Raw genomic sequence first — 20,101 nt, 5'->3', positions numbered from 1 at the left:
TCGCGAGTAAAAAGTGAGAAACAAGCACGCATAAGTAACTTGCTGGTTGGCACTTTTATATGTACTATTGGAAATTGTATTATGGAAATATTGCCAATAGTATAGGATCGACATGAAGTTGCTCAACCGCGTGTCCGTTTTGTGGAAAGTCCTGTTCGCCCCGGCCATCGCCATCGTGTGCATGGTTGCCTATCTTGGCTTCACGGCCTTCGTCTCCAAGCAGAACAATCGCAGCCTGACCGACGTGCGGGACGTGCAATACCCCGTGCTGGACGCGATGACGGAAAACACGGGTTCGCTCGACAAGATCATCGACATTCTGAACAGCGCGGCCACGGCCGGCGAACCGGAGCAACTGCCGAACGCCGACGCGCTGGCCGCCAAGGTCCGCGACAACTATGCCCGCCTGCGCCGCATCGACGGCGCGCACGCCCAGGACCTGCAGCGCCTGGCCGGTGAATTCGACGTCTACTACAAGGAAGCGCGCGACGTCGCGGATGCGATGGCCCAGCATACCGGACTCCCCGCCAAGGACAAGCTGCAGGCCATGGCGGCCAACCTGGCCACCTACCGCAAGGACGCTAGCGCGTTCCGCACCGCGTCGCGCGAGCATTTCATCGCCACCATCGACGCCGCCACCGGCGCGGCCAACCGGGCCGTGCTGAGTGGCGCGGCCATCGGCACGCTGGGCGTGGCGCTGACCATCGGCATCGCGCTGCTGGTGGCGCGCATCCTCGTGCGTCAGTTGCAGCAAGCCGTGCGCGTGGCCGAGACGGTGGCCGCGGGCGACTTGACGAGCACCATCGAAGTCACGTCCAGCGACGAGACGGGCAAGCTGTTGCTGGCCCTGCAGCACATGAACGCGAGCCTGGTGCGCATCGTCAGCCAGGCGCGCCTCGCCACGGACACGATCGCCACCACGTCCGAACGCATCGCGGACGGCAACGGCGACCTGTCCGCACGCACCGAGCAGCAAGCCGCCGCGCTCGTGGAAACGACGTCGTCGATCGGCGGCCTGACGGGCACCGCCAAGCAGAACGCCGTGAGCGCGGCCCAGGCCAACGCCCTGGTCGGTTCCGCGGCGGATGCGGCGAAGCGCGGCGGCGAGGTGGTGGGGCAGGTGATCGACACGATGGGTGCGATCCATGCGTCCTCGCGCCAGATCGCGGACATCGTCAGCGTCATCGAGGGCATCGCGTTCCAGACCAACCTGCTCGCGCTGAACGCGGCCGTGGAAGCGGCGCGCGCCGGCGAGCAAGGGCGCGGGTTCGCCGTCGTCGCCGGCGAGGTGCGCAGCCTGGCGCAGCGCTCGGCCACCGCGGCCAAGGAAATCACGGCGCTGATCGGGCGCTCCGTCGAGCAGGTCGAACTGGGCACGAAGCTCGCCGACCAGACGGGCAGCACGATGGGCGAGATCGTCGCCGGCGTGCAGCGCGTGACGTCGATCATGGCCGCCATCGCGGCGGCCAGCACCGAGCAGACGGATGGCATCGAGCACGTCAACGCCGCCGTCGCCCAGATGGAGCAGGACACCCAGCACAACGCCCGCCTGGTCGAGGAAACCGCGAGCTCCGCCGCCGAGCTGCGCGAACAGGCCGCGAGCCTGGCCCAGGTCGTGAGCGTGTTCACGCTCGCGCGTACGGACGCTCCGCCGGCACGGGCGCCGGACGCGCGCTTGCCCGCGCCGCAGTTGCGCCGCGCCTGAGCGCATTGCCGTTTTACCCCTTTCGTCAACGTCACTGTCCAACATGAAGAAACCAATCATGGCAGGACCGGCAGCCCTCGCGGGCGCGGTCCTCGCCACACTGCTGGCCGCGCCCGCGGCGCGTGCCGAAATCGGCGTCATCGTCTCGTCCCACGCGGCCAATCCGCCGCCGCTGGCGCAGGTCTGCCAGGCGTACCTCGGCAAGGTCAAGGCGCCGACCTCGATCAACTTCAACGAAAAGAGCCCGCTGCGCGACGAGTTCTATGCCAAGGCCTGCAAGAAGACGCCGGCCCAGGTGCTGGCCACGTGGAGCAAATTGATCCTGACCGGCACGGGCACACCGCCGGCCGAAGTCGACAGCGCCGCCGCGATGAAGAAGGCCGTGGCGGCCGATCCGAACGCAGTCGGCTACATCGACAAGAAGGATGTTGATCCATCCGTGACGATCATCGCCACGGTCAACTGACCACCGCCTCGCACCACCGTCTACCGAATCCAAGCACACGCATGAAAACATTATTGATCGCCGCCCTGCTGGCCAGCGCGGGCGCGGCCCATGCCGATGACCTGAGCGTCACCGGTTTCGCCACCCTTACCGCCGGCAAGGCCTACAGCGGCTATGACGGCCAGTTCCTGGACGCCCAGTGCCCCTGCTTCATCGGCAATTACGAGCACGGCGCCGTGTACGACAAGAACGAATGGAGCGCCACGCGCGAATCGCTTGCCGGCCTGCAGCTCAAATACAAGCTCACGGACAAGCTCTCCGCCACGGCGCAGGCGGTGTGGCGCGCGTCGCGGCCAAGCAAGCTCGATGTCGACTGGGCCTATCTCTCTTACGACGTCGCCCCCGACACCACCGTGCAGGTCGGCCGGCGCCGCCTGCCGATCTACGCGTATTCGGACAGCGTCTACATCGGCTATTCGCTGCCCTGGGTGCGCGTTCCGCAGGACATCTACGGCTGGGAAGTGGGGGCCTATAACGGCGTCAACGTACGCCATACGCGCAGCTTCGGCGACTGGGCCGTGACGGGCACGCTGTTCGCCGGCCAGGAAGTCACCAAGGACAATATCGAGCAGCGCAAGATCTATTACGGCTACAAGGTGGACGACGCCTGGAAGCACATCCTGGGCGGTTACCTGGACGTGTCGGACGACGTGTTCGGCGCGCGCCTGATCTACATGCAGAACTCGATCGACCTGACGTTCCACCCGCCGGGCGAGGACGTCTCGTCGTCCAACGGCACGCGCCAGCGCATCATCGGCCTGTCCGGCACCATCGACTACGGCAACTGGCTCGTGCGCGCGGAAGCCAACCGCTTCATGCGTCCCTCGCTCGACTACAAGTCGTCCAGCTGGACGACGACGGTCGGCTACCGCGTCGGCCAGTTCACGCCGCTGGTCGGCTATTCGTCATACAAGGAAAAACTGACGCCGACCTATACGTCGACGCAGAACGACACGACGCGCTTTGCCGCCGTGCGCTGGGACTTCAGGAAGAACATGGACCTCAAGGTGCAGTGGGACTCCGTCAAGGATTCCAGCAACTACGACTTCACGCATGACGCCAAGCTGTTCAGCGTGACGCTGGACCTCGTGTTCTGACGGACGCCGCCCGGGGTAGCGGGGCGGCGCGCATTGCCGCCCCTTATTCGCCCATCTGGGACTGCAGGTAGTTCTGGATGCCGACCTTGACGATGAGGTCGAGCTGCGTCTCCAGCCACTCGATGTGCTCCTCGGTGTCCTCGAGGATGTCGAGCAGGAGGTCGCGCGACACGTAGTCGTGCGCGATTTCGGCGGCGGCGATGCCTTCCTTCACGGTGACCTGGGCCGCGCGTTCCAGCTTGAGGTCGCATTCCAGCATCTCCTGCGCCGACTCGCCGATCAACAGCTTGTGCAGCGCCTGCAGGTTCGGCAGGCCGTCCAGCATCAGGATGCGGTCGATCAGCCGGTCGGCATGCTTCATCTCGCCGATCGACTCGTCGTATTCCTTCTTGCCCAGCTTGTCGAAGCCCCAGTGCTTGTACATGCGCGCATGCAGGAAGTACTGGTTGACGGCGGTGAGCTCGTTGGTCAGCTGCGCGTTGAGCAGCCGGATGATGTTGGGATCGCCCTTCATGGATGGCCTTTGCGGTTGTCGTCATAGCATCATAGCAAACCCCGGCCCGGCCGGCGACGCCGATCAGATCGCCGCCAGCGCCAGCCCGCCTGCCGCCAGCAGCGACACGGCACCGATCACGATACCCACCGTGCGGCGCCGGTTGGTGAGCGCCCACAGCACGACGCCCGACAGCGACAGCAGGATGATGGAGCCGGCCAGCGTGTCCACTAGCAGGATCCATCCCACGCTCATCCCGACACCCTTGTGCAGGTTGACGAGCGTGCCGAAGACGTTGTTCTCGGCGCGCTTGACGGTGACATAGCTGTTGCCGACCCAATACTCGGCCTGGACACTGCCCGACGGCGACGTGAAGTTGGCGCTCCAGCGCGCCGGTTGCACGATCGACTTGTCGCCCCACGCGACCGGACGTGCGGCCTCGGCCTTCACGCGACTCGGTTCTGGCTCCAGCCGCAGCGAGCGCTTGAGCCACGCGGCGAGCGCCTGCGGATTGCCGGGCGCCGGTTGCGGCAGGGGAATCTGCACGGTGGATTCCTGCGCCTGGGCGGCGGGAATCTTCAGCACGGCGCGGTGGTTGAGGAGGATGCCGGTGCCGCCGAACAGCAGCCCCAGCACGGCACCCCAGAGGCCGATCCAGCCGTGGGTCTTGCGCAGCCATTTCACGATGAGTGCACGGCGCGACGGCTGCGGGGGAGGCTGGACCGTAAAGGGCGCTTTTGGCGGACGGAACGGAATGACGGGCATAGGAGTGAAATCTGGGCGCATCGGAAGTCACATATTACCAAGACCGGCGGGGGCATGGTCGGGTGCGCGCGCATTGTGCGTAGCAATATCCGTCGCCACCGCCGCGGTGGGAAAAGACGACCGGCGTCGCTGGCGCCGCTGGCGCGGCGACGGCCGGCAGGAAGGGAACAGGGATCGCGCGCGTCAGGCGGCCAGGCCGTCGTGCGGCGTACGACGCAGTTCGGTAACGACCGTCTTGCTCTCCAGGTGCTCATGCATGACTTCGCGCGCATAGCTGACGCATTTGCCGCAGCAGGTGCCGACGCCCAGTTCCTTGTACAGGTCGGCCATCGACGTCAGGCCCAGGTCGACGGCCTGGCGGATTTCGCGGTCGGAGATGTTATTGCAGACACAGACGATCATGAAAGGTTCCGAAGATGTGACGAACTGCCGGTTGTTTGATATATAATGCGAATCATTCTCATTACCCTTCGTATTCTGCTGAAGTCGGATCGCGAATGCAAGTGTTTTTGTTGCGTTGTTGTGTAAAAAGCGGCCGAGTGAGCTGAAGTAGTCAAAGCGCAAATAGAAATAATTCGCATTTAGGTTTATGATGTACCCAACCGTTAAGCATCGCCATTCTCCGGAAGCGACACCATGACTCTTGCACCCACCCTGACCACGCTCGACAGCCTCAAGGCCGGCCAGAGCGCCACCGTGATCCACCTCGCGCCGAACGCGGTCGGCAGTCGCGATGGCGGCATCGACGTGTCGCGCCGCCTGATGGAACTGGGCTTCGTGCCGGGCGAGCGCATTCGCATGCTCAAGCGCGGGCTGCCCGGCGGTCCGCTGGCGGTGAAGGTCGGCCAGTCGACGTTCGCCTTGCGCCGTTTCGAGGCGGCCCTCGTCTCGATCCAGCCGGAGTAATGGAACGAACATGGGAGCAGTAGATCAGCAGGTCCAGGCGGCCGCAAAAACGCCGCTCGTCGCCCTGCTGGGTAATCCGAACTGCGGCAAGACCGCGCTGTTCAACCGTCTTACCGGCGCGCGTCAGAAGGTCGCGAACTACGCCGGCGTCACCATCGAGCGCAAGGAAGGCAGTTTCACCTTGCCGGGCGGCCGTCCGCTGCGCGTGCTCGACCTGCCGGGCGCCTACAGCCTCGCCGCCCACACCCCCGACGAAGCGATCACGCGCGACGTGGTCGCCGGCCTGCGCGCCGGCGAGCAGACGCCGGACGCCGTCGTCTGCGTCGTCAACGCGACCAACCTCCGCCTGAACCTGCGCCTCGTCCTCGAGATCAAGCGCCTCGGCCAGCCGATGGTGCTGGCACTGAACATGGTCGACGTCGCGAAGAAGCGCGGCATCGAGATCGACACGGCGCGCCTGTCGAAAGAGCTGGGCATGCCCGTCATCGAGACCGTGGCCGTGCAGGCCGGCGGCGAGAAGGGCTTGCTCGCGGCACTGGAAGCGATGCCGTTCGACCTGCGCGTCACGCCGAACCCGCTTTCCGCCATCGATGCCGTGCCCGTCGAGGAGACGCAGCGCGAAGTGCGCCGCATCATCGACGCGACGGTCAGCTACGACAACGACAAGGGCAATTTGAGCGAGCAGATCGACCAGGTCGTGCTGCACCCCGTGATCGGCCCCATCATCCTCGCCGCCACGATGTTCCTGATTTTCCAGGCCGTGTTCAGCTGGGCCAACGCGCCGATGGACCTGATCAAGAGCAGCGTCGACGCGCTGGGCCACTGGGTCGGCAACGCGCTGCCGGACGGCCCGCTGCGCGGCCTGATCGTCGACGGCGTGTTCGGCGGCGCGGGCAGCGTCCTCGTGTACCTGCCGCAGATCCTGATCCTGTTCTTCTTCATCCTCGTGCTGGAGGATTGCGGCTACCTGCCGCGCGCCGCGTTCCTGCTCGACCGCATGATGGGCGGCGTGGGCCTCTCGGGCCGCGCGTTCATCCCGCTGCTGTCGTCGTTCGCCTGCGCGATCCCCGGCGTGATGGCCGCGCGCACGATCCAGAACCCGCGCGACCGCCTCGTGACGATCATGATCGCGCCGCTGATGACGTGTTCCGCGCGCCTGCCCGTGTACGCGCTCGTGATCGCCGCGTTCATCCCGCACCGCGAACTGGGCGGCGGCATCAACCTGCAGGGGCTCGTGCTGTTCCTGCTGTACGCGGCGGGCATCGTCAGCGCGATGGGCGTCGCCTACTTCTTCAAGCGCACGGTCGGTGCCAAGGGCCACCAGCCGCTGATGCTGGAACTGCCCGCGTACCACTGGCCGCATTTGCACAACCTGGCGCTGGGCCTGTGGGAACGCGCGCGCATCTTCATCACGCGCGTCGGCACCGTGATCCTCACGTTGATGATCCTCGTGTGGTTCCTGTCCAGCTTCCCGGGCGCACCGGAAGGCGCGACGCAGCCGCCGATCTACTACAGCATCGCCGGCATGCTGGGCCGGGCGCTGGCCGTCGTGTTCGGGCCGATCGGCTTCGGCTGGCAGATCTGCATCGCGCTCGTGCCGGGCATGGCCGCACGCGAAGTGGCGGTCGGCGCGCTGGGCACCGTGTACGCGCTGTCGACGACGGGCGACGATGTCGCGAGCTCGCTCACCCCGATCATCGCGGCGTCGTGGACCTTGCCGACGGCGCTGTCGCTGCTCGCGTGGTACGTGTTCGCGCCGCAGTGCCTGTCCACGTTGTCCGTCGTACGGCGCGAGACCGGGAGCGTGCGCTACGCGTTCCTGATGGCGGGCTATATGTTCGCGCTTGCGTACACCGCGTCGTTCCTGACCTTCCACATCGCACGGGCCGTGCTGGGGAGCTGATCGTGATCCAATACCTGATCGTCGCCGTCGTCGTCGCCTTCGCCGCGCTGTATGCGGCGGTCAAGTATCTGCCGAAGGCGTGGCGCGAGCGGCTCGTCTACAAGCTGTCGGGCGGCACAGGCCGTGGGCGCATCGTGAAGTGGCTCGGGACGGATTCGAGTTGCGGCAGCGGGTGCGATACGTGCGGGACGTGCGAGACCGAACCGATGCCGGAAAAGGACGCGCAGGGCCGCAAGATCATCCAGGTGCACGTTCGTCAATGACGTAGGGTGGACGGCTTTGCCGTCCACGCGTCCAACCAGCGTGCGAACGGACGATACGGTTATTCATAAGCCAGTTGAACGCGTGGACGGACGAGCCGTCCACCCTACCATTTCCATCAGGCGCTTCGCATCGAACGGCGCTCGCACCTTGATGTCGTTGTCGAAGTAGCAGTACACATCCCCATCCTTCGCCCACGCGCGGATGCGCGCGGCCCAGCGCGCCAGCGACTCGTCGTCATATCCGCTCGCATACAGCTCATGCTCGCCGTGCAGCCGCACGTACACGAAGTCCGCCGTCACGGCGTCGATGTCCGGCCATTTGCCGGCCGTGTCGGCGACCACCAGCGCCACCCCGTACTTGCGCAGCAGCGCGAGGAACGCCAGTTTCTCGTCGTGGCCGCGCGCGATGGCGAGCGCATGGCCCGTGTCGTGCGGCAGCAGGGACAGGAAGCGTTCGACCCTGTCCGCGTCGAAGCGCAGCTGCGGCGGGAATTGCCAGAGGATCGGGCCGAGCTTCTCGCGCAGCGCGAACATGCCCGACGCGAGCACGTTGGCGAGCGGCGTCTCGATGCCGCGCAGTTTGAGCATGTGGGTGAGGAAGCGGTTGCCCTTCACGGCGAACACGAAGCCGGGCGGCGTCGCGTCGTACCACGCCGCGTAGCTGGACGGGCGTTGCAGCGAATAGAAGGAACCGTTGATCTCGATGGTGGGCAGGGCGCGCGACCCGGTGCGAGCTCGCGCGCCTGCGCGAGGCCGGACGGATAGAACACGCCGCGCCACGGCGGATAACGCCAGCCGGAGATGCCGATGAGGATTGCGCCCATGCCGGCAGTCTAGGCCGGCGTGCGGGCGCAATCCGTGCGTTGGCGAACCGTGGATTACTTCGCCTGCACCACCGGCAGTTCGATCGCGCTTTCCAGCCCCGGCGCGTGGTAGACGCGCTGCGTCGCCTTGCGATAGTCGCCCGGCTTCGCGTAGAAGATGTTCGGCACGAAGGTCTGCGGGTTGCGGTCGTACAGCGGGAACCAGCTGGACTGGATCTGCACCATGATGCGGTGGCCCGGCAGGAACACGTGGTCGACGTTCGGTAGCGCGAAGCGGAAGCGCTCGGCCTTGTTCGCGGGGATCGCGGCCGGCTTGTCCAGGCCCTGGTAGTAGCGGCCACGGAAGATGTCCATCGCGATCGGCAGCTCGTAGCCGCCCAGTTCCGGCTGCGCCGCCACCTCGTCCGGGTACACGTCGATCAGCTTGACGACCCAGTCGCTGTCCGTGCCCGACGTCGATGCGTACAGGTCGACCATCGGCTGGCCGGCCAGCTGCAGCGGCGCGGTGAGCGGGGCGGTCGTGTAGGTCAGCACGTCGGGACGGTCGGAATAGCTGCGCTGGTCCGTCACGAGCCACGGCTTCCACACGTTCGTGTCGCCCATGTGCACGGGGCGCGGCACGAACGGCACCGGCTTGGCCGGATCGGATACGTATTCGTCGAACGCGGCCGTCTTGTCAGCCTTGCCCTGGGCCTTGTCGAAGCCGAGGCCGAAGCCCGGCTTCAGGTACAGCGGCGTGGCGGCCGGCACGAGCGGCCACTGCTCGAGGCGGCGCCAGTGGTTCACGCCCGTCTGGTACGACCACACGGGCGGCGTGTCGAACGCGGGCGCGCCATCCTTCAGGTACTGGTTGAAGAACGGGAGCATGACCTCGCGGCGGAATTCGCGCGCCGTGTCGCCCGTGAACTTCAGCGCGCCGAGCGTCGAGCCTTCGTAATTGACGCCGCTGTGGCGCCACGGGCCGACGACGAGCGAATTCATCTTGTTGGTCTTGTCCTGCGGCTCGACGGCGGCATACGTGGCGTAGGCGCCGTAGATGTCTTCCTGGTCCCAGCGGCCGACGACGGTCATCGTGGGCACGGTCAGCGGGCGCTTGGCGAGGATCTTGTCCAGCGCCTGTTCCTGCCAGTAGCTGTCGTACGCGGGATGCTCGAACAGCTTCTTCGTGAAGTTCAGCTGGTCGAGGCCGTAGAGGTGAGCGAAGTCGGACGTCGAGCCGGCGCGCAGCCACGCTTCGTAATCGTCGTTGATGCCGGTGACGATCTGCTCGCCCTCGCCGCGCGCCGCGTTCTGGCCCGCGATGTACGCCAGGTTCGGGTTGCGGAAGGCGCCGTTGTGGAACCAGTCGTCGCCGCGCCAGCCGTCGACCATGGGGCTCATCGGCACCGCGGCCTTCAGCGCCGGGTGCGGTTCGACGAGGGCCATCAGCACCGTGAAGCCTTCATACGACGAGCCGACCATGCCCACCTTGCCGTTCGACTGCGGGACGTTCTTGACGAGCCAGTCGATCGTGTCGTACGCGTCGGTGCTGTGGTCGACCTTCGTGTCGTTCAGCGGGCCGCGCACGGGCCGCGTCATCACGTAGTCGCCTTCCGAGCCGTACTTGCCGCGCACGTCCTGGAACACGCGGATGTAGCCGTTCTCGATGAACGCATCGTCGCCGTCGCCCAGCATCGAGGCCATGTGCGGGCTCTTCATGCGTTCCGCGCGGTGCGTCGCGTTATACGGCGTGCGCGTCAGCATGATCGGCGCCTTGCCCGTCATGACGCTCTTCGGAATGACGATCACCGTGTGCAGCTTGACGCCGTCGCGCATGGGGATCATCACGTCCTGCTTCACGTAGTCGGCGTTCGGGACCGTCGTGGTGAACTTGCCGGCCGGGATGTCCGGCGCCATCGGCGAAGTCTGAGCCTGCGCCGCGGTGGCGAAGCAGGCGGCGAGCACGAGGGAAAGGGCGGACAGGGAAGGCAGGCGGTGACACGACATTGGATGGTTCTCCACGGGACGGTTGAATGAGCAACTTGGGTAAAGTTGCAACAAAACATAGTACCGAACCGTGGGAAAGTCTGCAAACGTGCCACTAAACAGAGGCGCAAATTCGGGGTCAGAGCACGCAAAGCACGTGCTCCGACCCCGAATTGAGGGAGATCACGCGGCCAGGCGCTTGCGCCCCGCCGGCGCAGCGAGGGCCGAGGCCGACGCCGCCAGCTTGAACGTGCCGACGACGGCATCCAGCTCGCGCGCCTGTTCCTGCAGCGCGGCCGCGGCGGCGGCGGCTTCCTCGACGAGGGCCGCGTTCTGCTGCGTCGCGTCGTCCATCTGCGCGATCGCCTGGTTGACCTGGGCGATGCCCGTGCTCTGTTCCTGGCTCGACGCGGCGATGTCGCGCATCAGGACTTCCGCGCGCCGCACCGACGCGACGATCGCTTCCATCGCCTGGCCCGCGCCGTCGGCCAGGGCGCTCCCCGCGTCGACCTTCGCGACCGAGTCCAGGATCAGCTGGCGGATCTCCTTCGATGCCGCGGCCGAGCGCTGCGCCAACGTGCGCACCTCGCCCGCGACGACGGCGAAGCCGCGGCCTTGCTCACCCGCGCGCGCCGCTTCCACGGCCGCGTTGAGGGCAAGGATATTGGTCTGGAACGCGATGCCGTCGATGACGCCGATGATCTCGGAAATCTTGCGCGAGCTTTCCGTGATGGCGCCCATCGTGCGCACGACCTCGGCCACGACGGTGCCGCCTTTCTCGGCCGACTGTGCCGTCTCGGACACGAGGCGGTTCGCCTCGATCGCGTGCTCGGCGTTGTTGCGCACGGTCGACGTCAGTTCTTCCATCGCGGCGGCCGTCTCTTCAATGCTCGACGCTTGCGCTTCCGTGCGCGCGGACAGGTCCATATTGCCGCGTGCGATTTCTTCGGACGCGCCCGCGATCACATGGCTGCTGTCGCGCACCTTGCCGATCGTGCCGCTGAGCGAGCCGACGAAGCGGTTGAACGCCTGGGCCAGCTTGCCGACCTCGTCGTCGCTGTCCGATTGCAGACGGCGGCTGAGGTCGCCTTCACCGTCGGCAATCTCGCCCAGCATGCCGGCGGCGCCCATCACGGGCGCCGAGATGGCGCCGGCGACGAACCAGATCGCCGCGAGGCCGATCGCGCCGCCGACGACGGCCGCGATGATCGCGGACACGGCGGCCGTGCGGCCGATATTGCCCAGCACCTCGGCTTCCGGCACTTCGGCGATGACGTACAACTTCAGCTCCGGCACGTACGACGACGCGACGAACTGGCGGCCCGCCGGCGCGTCGTAGCGGCTCGATGCGAACGCCTGCTTGCCCAGCAGCTGGCGCGCCAGTTCGGGCGTGAAGCCGGGCTGCTTGTCGAGCGTGTGGTGGCCGTCGAGCAGGTTGCGGTCGCGGTGGATGATGAGCACGCCGTCGCTGTTCACGAGGTAGACGTAGCCCGACTTGCCCAGGCGGTAGTTGCGGATGCTGTTCGCCAGCGCTTCGGCGGAGAGGCCCAGGCCGGTGACGGCCAGCTTGCCGCCCGGCGTCTGCACGCGCGAGTCGATGAACAGCATGTAGACGCCCGTGGTGCCATCCTTGTCCAGATTGAGCGTGTAGGGCGCACCACTGTCGAGGAATTTCTTGAACCACGCATCCTTGTCGGACTTCTTGTCGATCATGCGATCGAGGCCCTTTTCGACGAAGTATTTCGACGTGGTGTCCGACACCCAGAACACGGTGGCCGCATGGTTGGCGTCCTGCAGGCGCTTGGCCTGCGCCGTCCACGCGGCGAGGCCGTCGTCCGGGTCGCCGGCGTCTTCCCACGCCTGCAGGAACGTGTTGTTCGCGAGCGTCTGCGAGATCGCGGCCGGTTCCGCGATCTGGCGCTGGATGTCGTTGCGGATGGCGCTGATCTGCGCGGGCAATTCGTTGTCGACGACGCGTTCGCGCATCTGCGAACTCGTCATCGTGATCGACAGGGTGGAGGAGATGGCGATGAATGCGAGCAGGCAGACGCCCATGCTGAGCATGAGCTTTGCGCGAATGGCGAGATGACGGAGCTTCATGGTAGCCACATTGATTTGAGGAAAGGTAAATTGAGTTTAATCACGGACAGATGGGATGACGTTCGTCATGCTCGATTTCGGCAAAAAATCACGCGCCGGCGAGGCATCCCTACAACGTTCTTTTATAGTCTTGCAAATGTTCGAATATCGAATGGCAACAGGGATATATCGGGTATCCGCCAAGGCATATGGCTTGTTCGCAAACGGTGCCGTTGTCAGTCTGCTTCTGGCCGGCGCGCAACAATGCTAAGCTACCGCCTTTATCACGCCCGCCAACATCGATGATCGTCGTCCACCACCTGAACAACTCGCGCTCCCAGCGCATCCTGTGGCTGCTGGAAGAACTGGGCCTGGAATACGAGATCAAGAAGTACCAGCGCGATCCGAAGACGATGCTGGCGCCGCCCGAGCTGCGCGCCGTGCACCCGCTCGGCAAATCGCCCGTGATCCAGGACGGCGACACCATCGTGGCGGAATCGGGCGCGATCATCGAGTACCTCGCGGACCGCTACGGCGCGGCGCTGGCGCCCGCAGCGGGCACGCCGGAGCGGCTGCGCTACACGTATTTCCTGCACTATGCGGAAGGCTCGGCGATGCCGCCGCTGCTGCTGAAGCTCGTGTTCGACCGCGTGGAGAGCAGTCCGGCACCGTTCTTCGTGCGCCCGATCGCGCGCGCGATCGCGAACAAGGTCAAGGACACGTTCGTGCTGCCGCAGATCCGCCAGCACCTGGCCTACCTGGAGGGAGAACTGGGCAAGCGCACGTGGTTCGCGGGCGACGCGTTTTCCGCCGCCGACATCCAGATGAGTTTTCCGCTGGAGGCGGCCGCCGCGCGGGGCGGATTGGACGCACAATATCCGAACCTCGTCGCCTTCCTCGACAAGATCCACGCACGGCCGGCCTACCGGCGCGCGCTCGAGCGGGGCGGGCAATACGACTTCGTGAAGTAAGCAAGACATGGCAAAGCTGCTGGCCATCGACGGCCTGAACATCGTGCGCCGCGTGTACGAGGCGAGTCCCGAGCCGGACTCCGACCTCAAGGCGAGCATCGCGCTGCGTCACGCGTTCTCGTCGTTCCGCAACCTGCTCGAGGCGCACGCGCCCACGCACGTGCTGGCCGCGTTCGACTACGGCGGGCCCACGTGGCGGCACGCGCTGTATCCGCGCTATCGCGAAGGCCGCGCGCCGATGCCGGGCGTGTTGCGCGAGGCGCTGCCGGAATTCCACGAGCGCCTGACGAAGGCCGGCCTGCACGTGCTGATGCTACCCGAGGTCGAGGCCGACGACGTGATCGGCACGGGCGTGCTGCGCTGGCTGTCCGAGGGACGCGGCGACGCCATCGTCGCCACGACCGACAAGGACTTGCACGCGCTGATCGCGCACGGCGCGCTCGTGTGGGATCATTTCAAGGGCGAGTGGCACGACGACGCGTGGGTGCGCAACAAGTTCGGCGTCGCGCCGGAACGCCTGCACGACCTGCTGGCCTTGATGGGCGATCCGACGGACGGCGTGCCGGGCGTGTCGAAGGTCGGCATGAAGACGGCCGCGCGCCTGCTGAACGCGTACGGCGACCTGGATGCCGTGATGGCCGGCGCCGGCATCCTCAAGACACCGCTGGGCGAGCGCCTGCGCGCGGAACGGGAGATCCTGGACGTGTCGCGCAAGCTCGTGCAATTGAAGACGGACGTGCGCCTGGGCGTCACGTGGAATATGTTGACCTATGAGGCCCATTGAAGTGGAAAAGAAACCGATGCTCAAGGCGATCATCGTCGACGGCAGCGCCGTGGCGCGCGGTCTGCTCAACACCGTGCTCACGGACGGCGGCTACGACGTCGCCGGCCAGGCCCACACCGCGGCGGCCGGGTTCGCGCTCGCGCTGAAGCACCAGCCACACATCTTCTGCATCGCGCGCGAGCAGTTCGAGGACGGCCGGGACGTCATCGACCAGTTGCGTGCGCAACTGCCGAAGACGCTGATCTTCATGGTGTCCGGCACGCTCGACGCGCCCGCGATCCAGGCGGCGCTGGCGGGCGGCGTGCACGGCTTCATCGTCAAGCCGTTCAAGGCCGATACGGTGCTGAAGACGATCCGCAATACCGTGCTGGCGATCGTCAAGAAGCACCGGGGGGCTTGAATCAGGCGGCGTTCTTCGCCGCCGCCAGCAACCCCATCTCCTCGGACCCGAGCAGCTTGTCGATATCGAGCAGGATCAGCATGCGCTCGCCAACGGTGCCCAGGCCGCGCAGGTAATCGCCCGACACGGTGGCGCCCAGGTCCGGGGCCGGCTTGATCTGGTCCGGGGTGAGCGTCACGACGTCCGACACGCTGTCGACGACCATGCCGATCGTGTGGCTGTTGATGTTCAGGACGATCACGACGGTGAACGCGTCGTACGTCGCCGTGCCGACATTGAACTTGAGGCGCATGTCGACGACCGGCACGATGATGCCGCGCAGGTTGACGACGCCCTTCAGGTAGTCGGGCGCGTTGGCGATGCGCGTGACGGCGTCGTAGCCGCGGATTTCCTGGACCTTCAGGATGCTGATCGCATATTCCTCGCCGCCCAGGCGGAACGACAGCACTTCGGTCGCATTGTTGACGATGTCTTCAGTCATGGTATCCCCCGGATTAAATTTCCATGTGGAAATATACCTGAAGACTAAGACATTTTTATGTCCGATGCGATGGATGAATGGCAACCGCGAACAAAAAAGCCGCGGCTGCGGGGAGAACGCAACAGCGGGCAGGCGCGGCCGGGCGGCCGCGCCAGGGTCAGACGGCGCTGGCCGTGTCGATGATGCCGCCGCCCAGGCACACGTCGCCGTCGTACAGCACGGCCGACTGGCCCGGCGTCACGGCCCATTGCGGGTCGGTGAACGCGAGCGAGAAGCGGTCCAAGCCTTCCGGCGCCACCGTGCACGGGACGTCGGCCTGGCGGTAGCGCGTCTTGGCCGACAGCGCGCGCGGCTCGGGAGGTTCGCCCGCGATCCATGACGCCTGGCCGGCGCCGAGCTGCGCCGACAGCAGCCACGGATGGTCGTGGCCCTGCACGATGTACAGCGTGTTGGTGGCAATGTCCTTGCGCGCCACGAACCACGGCTCGCTCGTGCCGTCCGCATTCTTGTGCGACTTCAGGCCGCCGATGCCGATGCCCTTGCGCTGGCCCAGCGTGTAGAACGACAGGCCGACGTGCTCGCCGACGGTCTGACCGTTATCGAGCTTGATCGGGCCCGGCTTGTGTTGCAGATAGCGGCCGAGGAATTCGCGGAACGGGCGCTCGCCGATGAAGCAGATGCCCGTCGAGTCCTTCTTCGCCGCGTTGGGCAGGTTCAGCTTTTCCGCGATCTTGCGCACTTCCGTCTTCGCGATCTCGCCCAGCGGGAACAGCGATTTCGACAACTGCGCCTGGTTCAGGCGATGCAGGAAATAGCTCTGGTCCTTCGTCGCATCCAGCGCTTTCAACAACTCGAAACGGGCGCCGTTCTGGCGCACGCGCGCGTAGTGGCCGGTCGCGATCAGGTCGGCGCCCAGCTTCATCGCGTGGTCGAGGAAGGCCTTGAACTTGATCTCGGCGTTGCACAGCACGTCGGGGTTCGGCGTGCGGCCGGCCTGGTATTCGCGCAGGAATTCCGCGAACACGCGGTCCTTGTATTCGGCGGCGAAGTTCACGGCCTCGATGTCCACACCGACGACGTCGGCCACGCTGGCCGCGTCGATCCAGTCCTGGCGCGAGGAACAGTATTCGGAGTCGTCGTCGTCTTCCCAGTTCTTCATGAACAGGCCGACGACGTCATAGCCTTGTTCCTTCAACATCCAGGCCGCGACCGAGGAGTCGACGCCGCCCGACATCCCGATCACGACTTTCTTTTTGTGCATAGCTTCAGGTTACGTCCGGTTTGATGGTTAGCCCGCTGTTAAACACCGAGTGGTCCGTGTACAGCAGGTCCAGCGGGGTGCGCTTGCCCGCCAGGTAATCGTCCACGCAACGCAGCACGATGGGGCTGCGGTGGCGTTCATGGCACGCGGCCAGTTCGTCGCGCGTGAGCCACAAGGTGCGCAGGATGCCGTGGTCGAGCGCCTGGTCGTACTGCCTACCCGGCTTGCCGCAGAACGTGAAGCGCAGATACGTCACGTCGTGCCCGCGCGATTTCGAGTGGTAGCGCGACAAATACATGCCCACCAGGGCTTCCGGGATGAACTCGTGCGCCGTCTCTTCCATCGCCTCGCGGATCACCGCCTGTTCGAGCGATTCATGCGGGTCGAGGTGGCCGGCCGGTTGGTTCAGGCGGATGCCGTCGCTGGTTTCTTCTTCGATCAGCAGAAAGCGGCCATCGCGCTCGATGATGGCGGCGACGGTGACTGACGGTCTGAAGGTATGGGTCATGCGCGTCCTTGTAGTGAGCCGACATTCTACCTTGATGGAACGTGCGTTGCTCGGGCGCACGCTGCGGTGCAATAGTTCCTGACAAGTTTGAATATTGATTTGAAACAAAAAGACTATGGATACGTCGAGTCCCCCGCACGCGGTGCCGTGAAAATTGCCGATCTGTTGACGAAAAACCACTCATCTGTATTGATCGCGAGCATTACATGCTAGATTGTGGACAGTTTATCAATTATACGGAGGCATCATGAGAATTGGTGTGCCGGCCGAAACGAGGCCGGGCGAGACGCGTGTCGCTGCAACTCCCGAGACCGTCAAAAAGCTGGCAGCCCAGCACGAAGTTCTCGTGCAAGCGGGCGCCGGCGTCCATGCATCCGCGATCGACGACGCCTATGTCGCCGCCGGCGCGCGCATCGTCACGGCGGCGGAAGCGCTCGGCGCGGACCTCGTCCTGAAAGTGCGCAGCCCGGACGCGGACGAACGCGCGCTGATGAAGCCGGGCGCCGCCCTCGTCGGGATGCTGAATCCGTTCGATACCGACAATCTCGCCGCCCTGGCGCAGCGGCAGATCACCGCGTTCGCGCTGGAAGCGGCGCCCCGCATCACGCGCGCGCAGTCGATGGACGTGCTGTCGTCGCAGGCCAACATCGCCGGCTACAAGGCCGTGATCATGGCCGCCAACGCGTACCAGCGCTTCATGCCGATGCTGATGACGGCCGCCGGTACCGTGAAGGCGGCGCGCGTCCTGATCATGGGCGTCGGCGTCGCGGGTCTGCAGGCCATCGCGACTGCCAAGCGGCTGGGTGCCGTCATCGAGGCGTCCGACGTGCGTCCGCCCGTGAAGGAGCAGGTGGAATCGCTGGGCGCCAAGTTCATCGACGTCCCGTTCCTGACGGACGAGGAGCGCGAGATCGCGAAAGGCGTGGGCGGTTACGCGCGCCCGATGCCCGCGGACTGGATGCGGCGCCAGGCGGAGCTCGTGCACGAGCGCGCCAAGCTGGCCGACATTGTCATCACGACGGCGCTGATCCCCGGCCGCAAGGCCCCGGTGCTGATTGCGGAAGAGACGGTGCGCGCGATGAAGCCGGGTTCCGTGATCGTCGACATGGCCATCGAACAGGGCGGCAACTGCCCGCTCACGGAGCTGGGCAAGACGGTGATCAAGCATGGCGTGACGATCATCGGCGAGCCGAATCTGCCGGCGCTCGTGGCGGCCGACGCGTCCGCGCTGTACGCGCGCAACGTGCTGGACTTTTTGAAGCTCGTGATCGACAAGGACGGCAAGCTCGTGATCGATCGCGAGGATGAGATCGTGCGCGCGGTGCTCGTCGCCATCGACGGCGACGTGCTGCGCAAGGCGGCATAAACAAAGAGGGAATGTCATGGAAATCAGCCATACCATCATCAACCTGATCATCTTCGTGCTGGCGATCTACGTCGGCTACCACGTCGTGTGGACCGTCACGCCCGCGCTGCACACGCCGCTGATGGCGGTGACGAACGCCGTCTCCGCGATCATCATCGTCGGCGCCATGCTGGCGGCCGGCCTGACGGAAGGCCTGACGGGCCGGGTCGCCGGCACCATCGCCGTCGCGCTGGCGGCCGTCAACGTGTTCGGCGGCTTCCTCGTCACCCAGCGCATGCTGGAGATGTTCAAGAAGAAGGAACCGAAGGCGAAGGCGGCGCCCGCCGTCAAGGATGCCGCCGGCGCCGTCCATGCCAAGGAGGCCGCATGAACATGATCAGCATGAACGTCGTGACGCTCTTGTACCTCGTGGCGTCCGTCTGCTTCATCCAGGCCTTGAAGGGCTTGTCGTCGCCCGCGTCCGCGCGCATGGGCAACGCGTTCGGCATGACGGGCATGGGCATCGCCGTCATCACGACCATCGCCCTCATGTTCAAGCTGAAGGAGCAGATGCAGACGGGTGGCATGGGCTTCGGCCTCGTGCTGCTGGGCGTCGTCGTCGGTGGCGCGATCGGTGCCGTCGCCGCGAAACGCGTGGAGATGACCAAGATGCCGGAACTGGTCGCCGCCATGCACTCGCTGATCGGCCTCGCGGCTGTCTGCATCGCCATCGCGGCCGTGTCGGAGCCGTGGGCCTTCAACATCGCCGCGCGCGGCGAAGGGCTCCCGTTCGGCAATCGCCTGGAACTGTTCATCGGCACGTTCGTCGGCGCCGTCACGTTCTCCGGTTCCGTGATCGCGTTCGGCAAGCTGGCCGGCAAGTACAAATTCCGCCTGTTCCAGGGCGCGCCGGTGCGCTATCCGGGCCAGCACCTGATCAACCTGCTGGTGGCCCTCGCCATCGTCGGTCTCGGCCTCGTGTTCTGCTTCTCGAGTGGCGCGGCACCGGCGTGGACGCCGTACATCGTGATGGCCGTGCTGTCGTTCGTGCTGGGCGTGTTGATCATCATCCCGATCGGCGGCGCCGACATGCCCGTCGTCGTGTCGATGCTGAACTCGTACTCGGGCTGGGCGGCGGCCGGCATCGGCTTCTCGCTGAACAACTCGATGCTGATCATCGCGGGCTCGCTCGTCGGCTCCTCCGGCGCGATCCTCTCGTACATCATGTGCAAGGCGATGAACCGCTCGTTCTTCAACGTGATCCTGGGCGGCTTCGGCGGCGAGGCGGCAGCGGCAGATACGGGCGGCGCGAAGGAACAGCGCCCGGTGAAATCCGGCTCGCCGGAAGACGCGGCGTTCATCCTGCAGAACGCGGAATCCGTCATCATCGTGCCCGGCTACGGCCTCGCCGTGGCGCGCGCGCAGCACACGGTGAAGGAACTGGTCGACAAGCTGACGGAACACGGCGTGCAGGTGCGCTACGCGATCCACCCGGTGGCCGGGCGCATGCCGGGCCACATGAACGTGCTGCTGGCGGAAGCGGAAGTGCCTTACGACCAGGTGGCGGAGATGGAAGACATCAACGGCGAATTCGGCCAGACGGACGTCGTGCTCGTGCTGGGCGCGAACGACGTCGTGAACCCGGCCGCGAAGGATCCGAAGTCGCCGATCGCGGGCATGCCGATCCTCGAGGCCTATAAGGCCAAGAGCATCATCGTCAACAAGCGGTCGATGGCGTCGGGGTATGCGGGGCTCGACAACGATCTCTTCTACCAGCCGAACACGATGATGGTGTTTGGCGATGCGAAGAAGGTCATCGAATCGATGGTGAAGGCGGTCGAATAAT

The 20,101-nt window shown here is 65.6% G+C and carries 21 protein-coding genes and 1 pseudogene; 13 read left to right on the top strand and 9 right to left on the bottom strand.

Features of this window, described 5'->3' with window-relative positions:
• The first annotated feature begins 112 nt into the window (after positions 1-112).
• Genes NX784_RS28835 through NX784_RS16965 form a run of 3 tightly spaced genes read left to right on the top strand, consistent with a single transcriptional unit; the run spans position 113 to position 3,307 of the window.
• Complete coding sequence (locus NX784_RS28835; RefSeq protein WP_307736023.1) at positions 113-1,705, top strand: methyl-accepting chemotaxis protein; 1,593 nt, start codon at positions 113-115, stop codon at positions 1,703-1,705.
• Between the two features lie 58 nt (positions 1,706-1,763).
• On the top strand, positions 1,764-2,171 hold the full coding sequence (locus NX784_RS16970; protein WP_258817871.1) for a hypothetical protein: 408 nt from the start codon (positions 1,764-1,766) through the stop codon (positions 2,169-2,171).
• 41 nt (positions 2,172-2,212) lie between these two features.
• A complete protein-coding gene (locus NX784_RS16965) occupies positions 2,213-3,307 on the top strand; it encodes a porin (RefSeq protein WP_258817870.1) in 1,095 nt (364 codons plus the stop codon).
• 43 nt (positions 3,308-3,350) lie between these two features.
• On the opposite strand, the gene bfr is transcribed toward NX784_RS16965, so the two are convergent.
• The 3 genes from bfr to NX784_RS16950 form a co-directional block, all read right to left on the bottom strand.
• Positions 3,351-3,821 carry a bacterioferritin gene (gene bfr / locus NX784_RS16960; protein WP_258817869.1) on the bottom strand — a complete coding sequence of 157 codons (471 nt, stop codon included), beginning with the start codon at positions 3,819-3,821 and terminating at the stop codon, positions 3,351-3,353.
• Positions 3,822-3,884: 63 nt separating this feature from the next.
• Positions 3,885-4,565 (bottom strand): PepSY-associated TM helix domain-containing protein, encoded by a 681-nt coding sequence (locus tag NX784_RS16955; protein WP_370662946.1) that lies wholly within the window; start codon positions 4,563-4,565, stop codon positions 3,885-3,887.
• 183 nt (positions 4,566-4,748) lie between these two features.
• Positions 4,749-4,967 (bottom strand): (2Fe-2S)-binding protein, encoded by a 219-nt coding sequence (locus NX784_RS16950; protein ID WP_056438559.1) that lies wholly within the window; start codon positions 4,965-4,967, stop codon positions 4,749-4,751.
• Between the two features lie 234 nt (positions 4,968-5,201).
• On the opposite strand from NX784_RS16950, the gene NX784_RS16945 reads away from it, so the two are divergent.
• From NX784_RS16945 to NX784_RS16935, 3 genes are read left to right on the top strand one after another with little or no spacing between them, the layout of a single operon-like run.
• Positions 5,202-5,471: a FeoA family protein gene (locus NX784_RS16945; RefSeq protein WP_258817867.1), complete on the top strand. Its 270-nt coding sequence runs from the start codon at positions 5,202-5,204 to the stop codon at positions 5,469-5,471.
• Positions 5,472-5,481: 10 nt separating this feature from the next.
• A complete protein-coding gene (feoB, locus tag NX784_RS16940) occupies positions 5,482-7,374 on the top strand; it encodes a ferrous iron transporter B (protein ID WP_258817866.1) in 1,893 nt (630 codons plus the stop codon).
• Between the two features lie 2 nt (positions 7,375-7,376).
• A complete protein-coding gene (locus tag NX784_RS16935) occupies positions 7,377-7,637 on the top strand; it encodes a DUF6587 family protein (protein WP_258817865.1) in 261 nt (86 codons plus the stop codon).
• Positions 7,638-7,700: 63 nt separating this feature from the next.
• On the opposite strand, the pseudogene NX784_RS16930 reads toward NX784_RS16935, so the two are convergent.
• The 3 genes and pseudogenes from NX784_RS16930 to NX784_RS16920 all read right to left on the bottom strand — a co-directional run bounded on the left by NX784_RS16930 (position 7,701) and on the right by NX784_RS16920 (position 12,526).
• A pseudogene (locus tag NX784_RS16930) lies at positions 7,701-8,461 on the bottom strand (DUF72 domain-containing protein).
• Between the two features lie 54 nt (positions 8,462-8,515).
• Positions 8,516-10,447, bottom strand: a complete 1,932-nt coding sequence (locus NX784_RS16925; protein WP_258817864.1) for a CocE/NonD family hydrolase — start codon at positions 10,445-10,447, stop codon at positions 8,516-8,518.
• A gap of 162 nt (positions 10,448-10,609) precedes the next feature.
• Complete coding sequence (locus NX784_RS16920) at positions 10,610-12,526, bottom strand: methyl-accepting chemotaxis protein (RefSeq protein WP_307736022.1); 1,917 nt, start codon at positions 12,524-12,526, stop codon at positions 10,610-10,612.
• 55 nt (positions 12,527-12,581) lie between these two features.
• On the opposite strand from NX784_RS16920, the gene NX784_RS16915 reads away from it, so the two are divergent.
• The 4 genes from NX784_RS16915 to NX784_RS16900 are packed head-to-tail and all read left to right on the top strand — an operon-like array spanning position 12,582 to position 14,660.
• On the top strand, positions 12,582-12,776 hold the full coding sequence (locus tag NX784_RS16915; RefSeq protein WP_258817863.1) for a hypothetical protein: 195 nt from the start codon (positions 12,582-12,584) through the stop codon (positions 12,774-12,776).
• A gap of 31 nt (positions 12,777-12,807) precedes the next feature.
• The gene (locus tag NX784_RS16910; protein WP_258817862.1) at positions 12,808-13,476 is read left to right on the top strand and encodes a glutathione S-transferase; all 669 of its coding nucleotides are present in this window, start codon (positions 12,808-12,810) and stop codon (positions 13,474-13,476) included.
• 7 nt (positions 13,477-13,483) lie between these two features.
• A complete protein-coding gene (locus NX784_RS16905) occupies positions 13,484-14,260 on the top strand; it encodes a 5'-3' exonuclease (protein ID WP_258817861.1) in 777 nt (258 codons plus the stop codon).
• Between the two features lie 16 nt (positions 14,261-14,276).
• Positions 14,277-14,660 carry a response regulator gene (locus NX784_RS16900; RefSeq protein WP_258817953.1) on the top strand — a complete coding sequence of 128 codons (384 nt, stop codon included), beginning with the start codon at positions 14,277-14,279 and terminating at the stop codon, positions 14,658-14,660.
• Position 14,661: 1 nt separating this feature from the next.
• On the opposite strand, the gene NX784_RS16895 is transcribed toward NX784_RS16900, so the two are convergent.
• The 3 genes from NX784_RS16895 to NX784_RS16885 all read right to left on the bottom strand — a co-directional run bounded on the left by NX784_RS16895 (position 14,662) and on the right by NX784_RS16885 (position 16,910).
• Positions 14,662-15,141, bottom strand: a complete 480-nt coding sequence (locus NX784_RS16895) for a chemotaxis protein CheW (protein WP_258817860.1) — start codon at positions 15,139-15,141, stop codon at positions 14,662-14,664.
• A gap of 157 nt (positions 15,142-15,298) precedes the next feature.
• Positions 15,299-16,402 (bottom strand): tRNA 2-thiouridine(34) synthase MnmA, encoded by a 1,104-nt coding sequence (gene mnmA, locus NX784_RS16890; protein ID WP_258817859.1) that lies wholly within the window; start codon positions 16,400-16,402, stop codon positions 15,299-15,301.
• A 4-nt stretch (positions 16,403-16,406) separates the two neighbouring features.
• The gene (locus NX784_RS16885) at positions 16,407-16,910 is read right to left on the bottom strand and encodes an NUDIX hydrolase (protein ID WP_258817858.1); all 504 of its coding nucleotides are present in this window, start codon (positions 16,908-16,910) and stop codon (positions 16,407-16,409) included.
• A gap of 247 nt (positions 16,911-17,157) precedes the next feature.
• Here NX784_RS16885 and NX784_RS16880 point away from each other — a divergent pair, with 247 nt between their 5' ends.
• The 3 genes from NX784_RS16880 to NX784_RS16870 are packed head-to-tail and all read left to right on the top strand — an operon-like array spanning position 17,158 to position 20,100.
• Entirely contained in the window at positions 17,158-18,276 is a 1,119-nt protein-coding gene (locus NX784_RS16880) for a Re/Si-specific NAD(P)(+) transhydrogenase subunit alpha (RefSeq protein WP_258817857.1), read from the top strand.
• A 16-nt stretch (positions 18,277-18,292) separates the two neighbouring features.
• On the top strand, positions 18,293-18,646 hold the full coding sequence (locus tag NX784_RS16875) for an NAD(P) transhydrogenase subunit alpha part 2 (protein ID WP_258817856.1): 354 nt from the start codon (positions 18,293-18,295) through the stop codon (positions 18,644-18,646).
• Complete coding sequence (locus NX784_RS16870; RefSeq protein ID WP_258817855.1) at positions 18,643-20,100, top strand: NAD(P)(+) transhydrogenase (Re/Si-specific) subunit beta; 1,458 nt, start codon at positions 18,643-18,645, stop codon at positions 20,098-20,100. Before NX784_RS16875 ends, NX784_RS16870 begins: the two co-directional genes overlap by 4 nt.
• The last annotated feature ends 1 nt before the right edge of the window (position 20,101 follow it).

Origin of the sequence: Massilia pinisoli (genome assembly GCF_024753285.1) — a bacterium.
GTDB classification, from domain to species: Bacteria; Pseudomonadota; Gammaproteobacteria; order Burkholderiales; family Burkholderiaceae_D; genus Telluria; species Telluria pinisoli.
Note: the sequence above shows the minus strand (reverse complement) of the source record. Positions and strands in the feature narration are given on the sequence as shown.

Excerpts from the sequence above, each read along its gene's own strand:
- NX784_RS28835 (WP_307736023.1), top strand. The coding sequence starts at position 113 with ATGAAGTTGCTCAACCGCGTGTCCGTTTTGTGGAAAGTCCTGTTCGCC.
- NX784_RS16970 (WP_258817871.1), top strand. The coding sequence starts at position 1,764 with ATGGCAGGACCGGCAGCCCTCGCGGGCGCGGTCCTCGCCACACTGCTG.
- NX784_RS16965 (WP_258817870.1), top strand. The coding sequence starts at position 2,213 with ATGAAAACATTATTGATCGCCGCCCTGCTGGCCAGCGCGGGCGCGGCC.
- bfr (WP_258817869.1), bottom strand. The coding sequence starts at position 3,821 with ATGAAGGGCGATCCCAACATCATCCGGCTGCTCAACGCGCAGCTGACC.
- NX784_RS16955 (WP_370662946.1), bottom strand. The coding sequence starts at position 4,565 with ATGCCCGTCATTCCGTTCCGTCCGCCAAAAGCGCCCTTTACGGTCCAG.
- NX784_RS16950 (WP_056438559.1), bottom strand. The coding sequence starts at position 4,967 with ATGATCGTCTGTGTCTGCAATAACATCTCCGACCGCGAAATCCGCCAG.
- NX784_RS16945 (WP_258817867.1), top strand. The coding sequence starts at position 5,202 with ATGACTCTTGCACCCACCCTGACCACGCTCGACAGCCTCAAGGCCGGC.
- feoB (WP_258817866.1), top strand. The coding sequence starts at position 5,482 with ATGGGAGCAGTAGATCAGCAGGTCCAGGCGGCCGCAAAAACGCCGCTC.
- NX784_RS16925 (WP_258817864.1), bottom strand. The coding sequence starts at position 10,447 with ATGTCGTGTCACCGCCTGCCTTCCCTGTCCGCCCTTTCCCTCGTGCTC.
- NX784_RS16920 (WP_307736022.1), bottom strand. The coding sequence starts at position 12,526 with ATGAAGCTCCGTCATCTCGCCATTCGCGCAAAGCTCATGCTCAGCATG.
- NX784_RS16915 (WP_258817863.1), top strand. The coding sequence starts at position 12,582 with ATGACGTTCGTCATGCTCGATTTCGGCAAAAAATCACGCGCCGGCGAG.
- NX784_RS16910 (WP_258817862.1), top strand. The coding sequence starts at position 12,808 with ATGATCGTCGTCCACCACCTGAACAACTCGCGCTCCCAGCGCATCCTG.
- NX784_RS16905 (WP_258817861.1), top strand. The coding sequence starts at position 13,484 with ATGGCAAAGCTGCTGGCCATCGACGGCCTGAACATCGTGCGCCGCGTG.
- NX784_RS16900 (WP_258817953.1), top strand. The coding sequence starts at position 14,277 with ATGCTCAAGGCGATCATCGTCGACGGCAGCGCCGTGGCGCGCGGTCTG.
- NX784_RS16895 (WP_258817860.1), bottom strand. The coding sequence starts at position 15,141 with ATGACTGAAGACATCGTCAACAATGCGACCGAAGTGCTGTCGTTCCGC.
- mnmA (WP_258817859.1), bottom strand. The coding sequence starts at position 16,402 with ATGCACAAAAAGAAAGTCGTGATCGGGATGTCGGGCGGCGTCGACTCC.
- NX784_RS16885 (WP_258817858.1), bottom strand. The coding sequence starts at position 16,910 with ATGACCCATACCTTCAGACCGTCAGTCACCGTCGCCGCCATCATCGAG.
- NX784_RS16880 (WP_258817857.1), top strand. The coding sequence starts at position 17,158 with ATGAGAATTGGTGTGCCGGCCGAAACGAGGCCGGGCGAGACGCGTGTC.
- NX784_RS16875 (WP_258817856.1), top strand. The coding sequence starts at position 18,293 with ATGGAAATCAGCCATACCATCATCAACCTGATCATCTTCGTGCTGGCG.
- NX784_RS16870 (WP_258817855.1), top strand. The coding sequence starts at position 18,643 with ATGAACATGATCAGCATGAACGTCGTGACGCTCTTGTACCTCGTGGCG.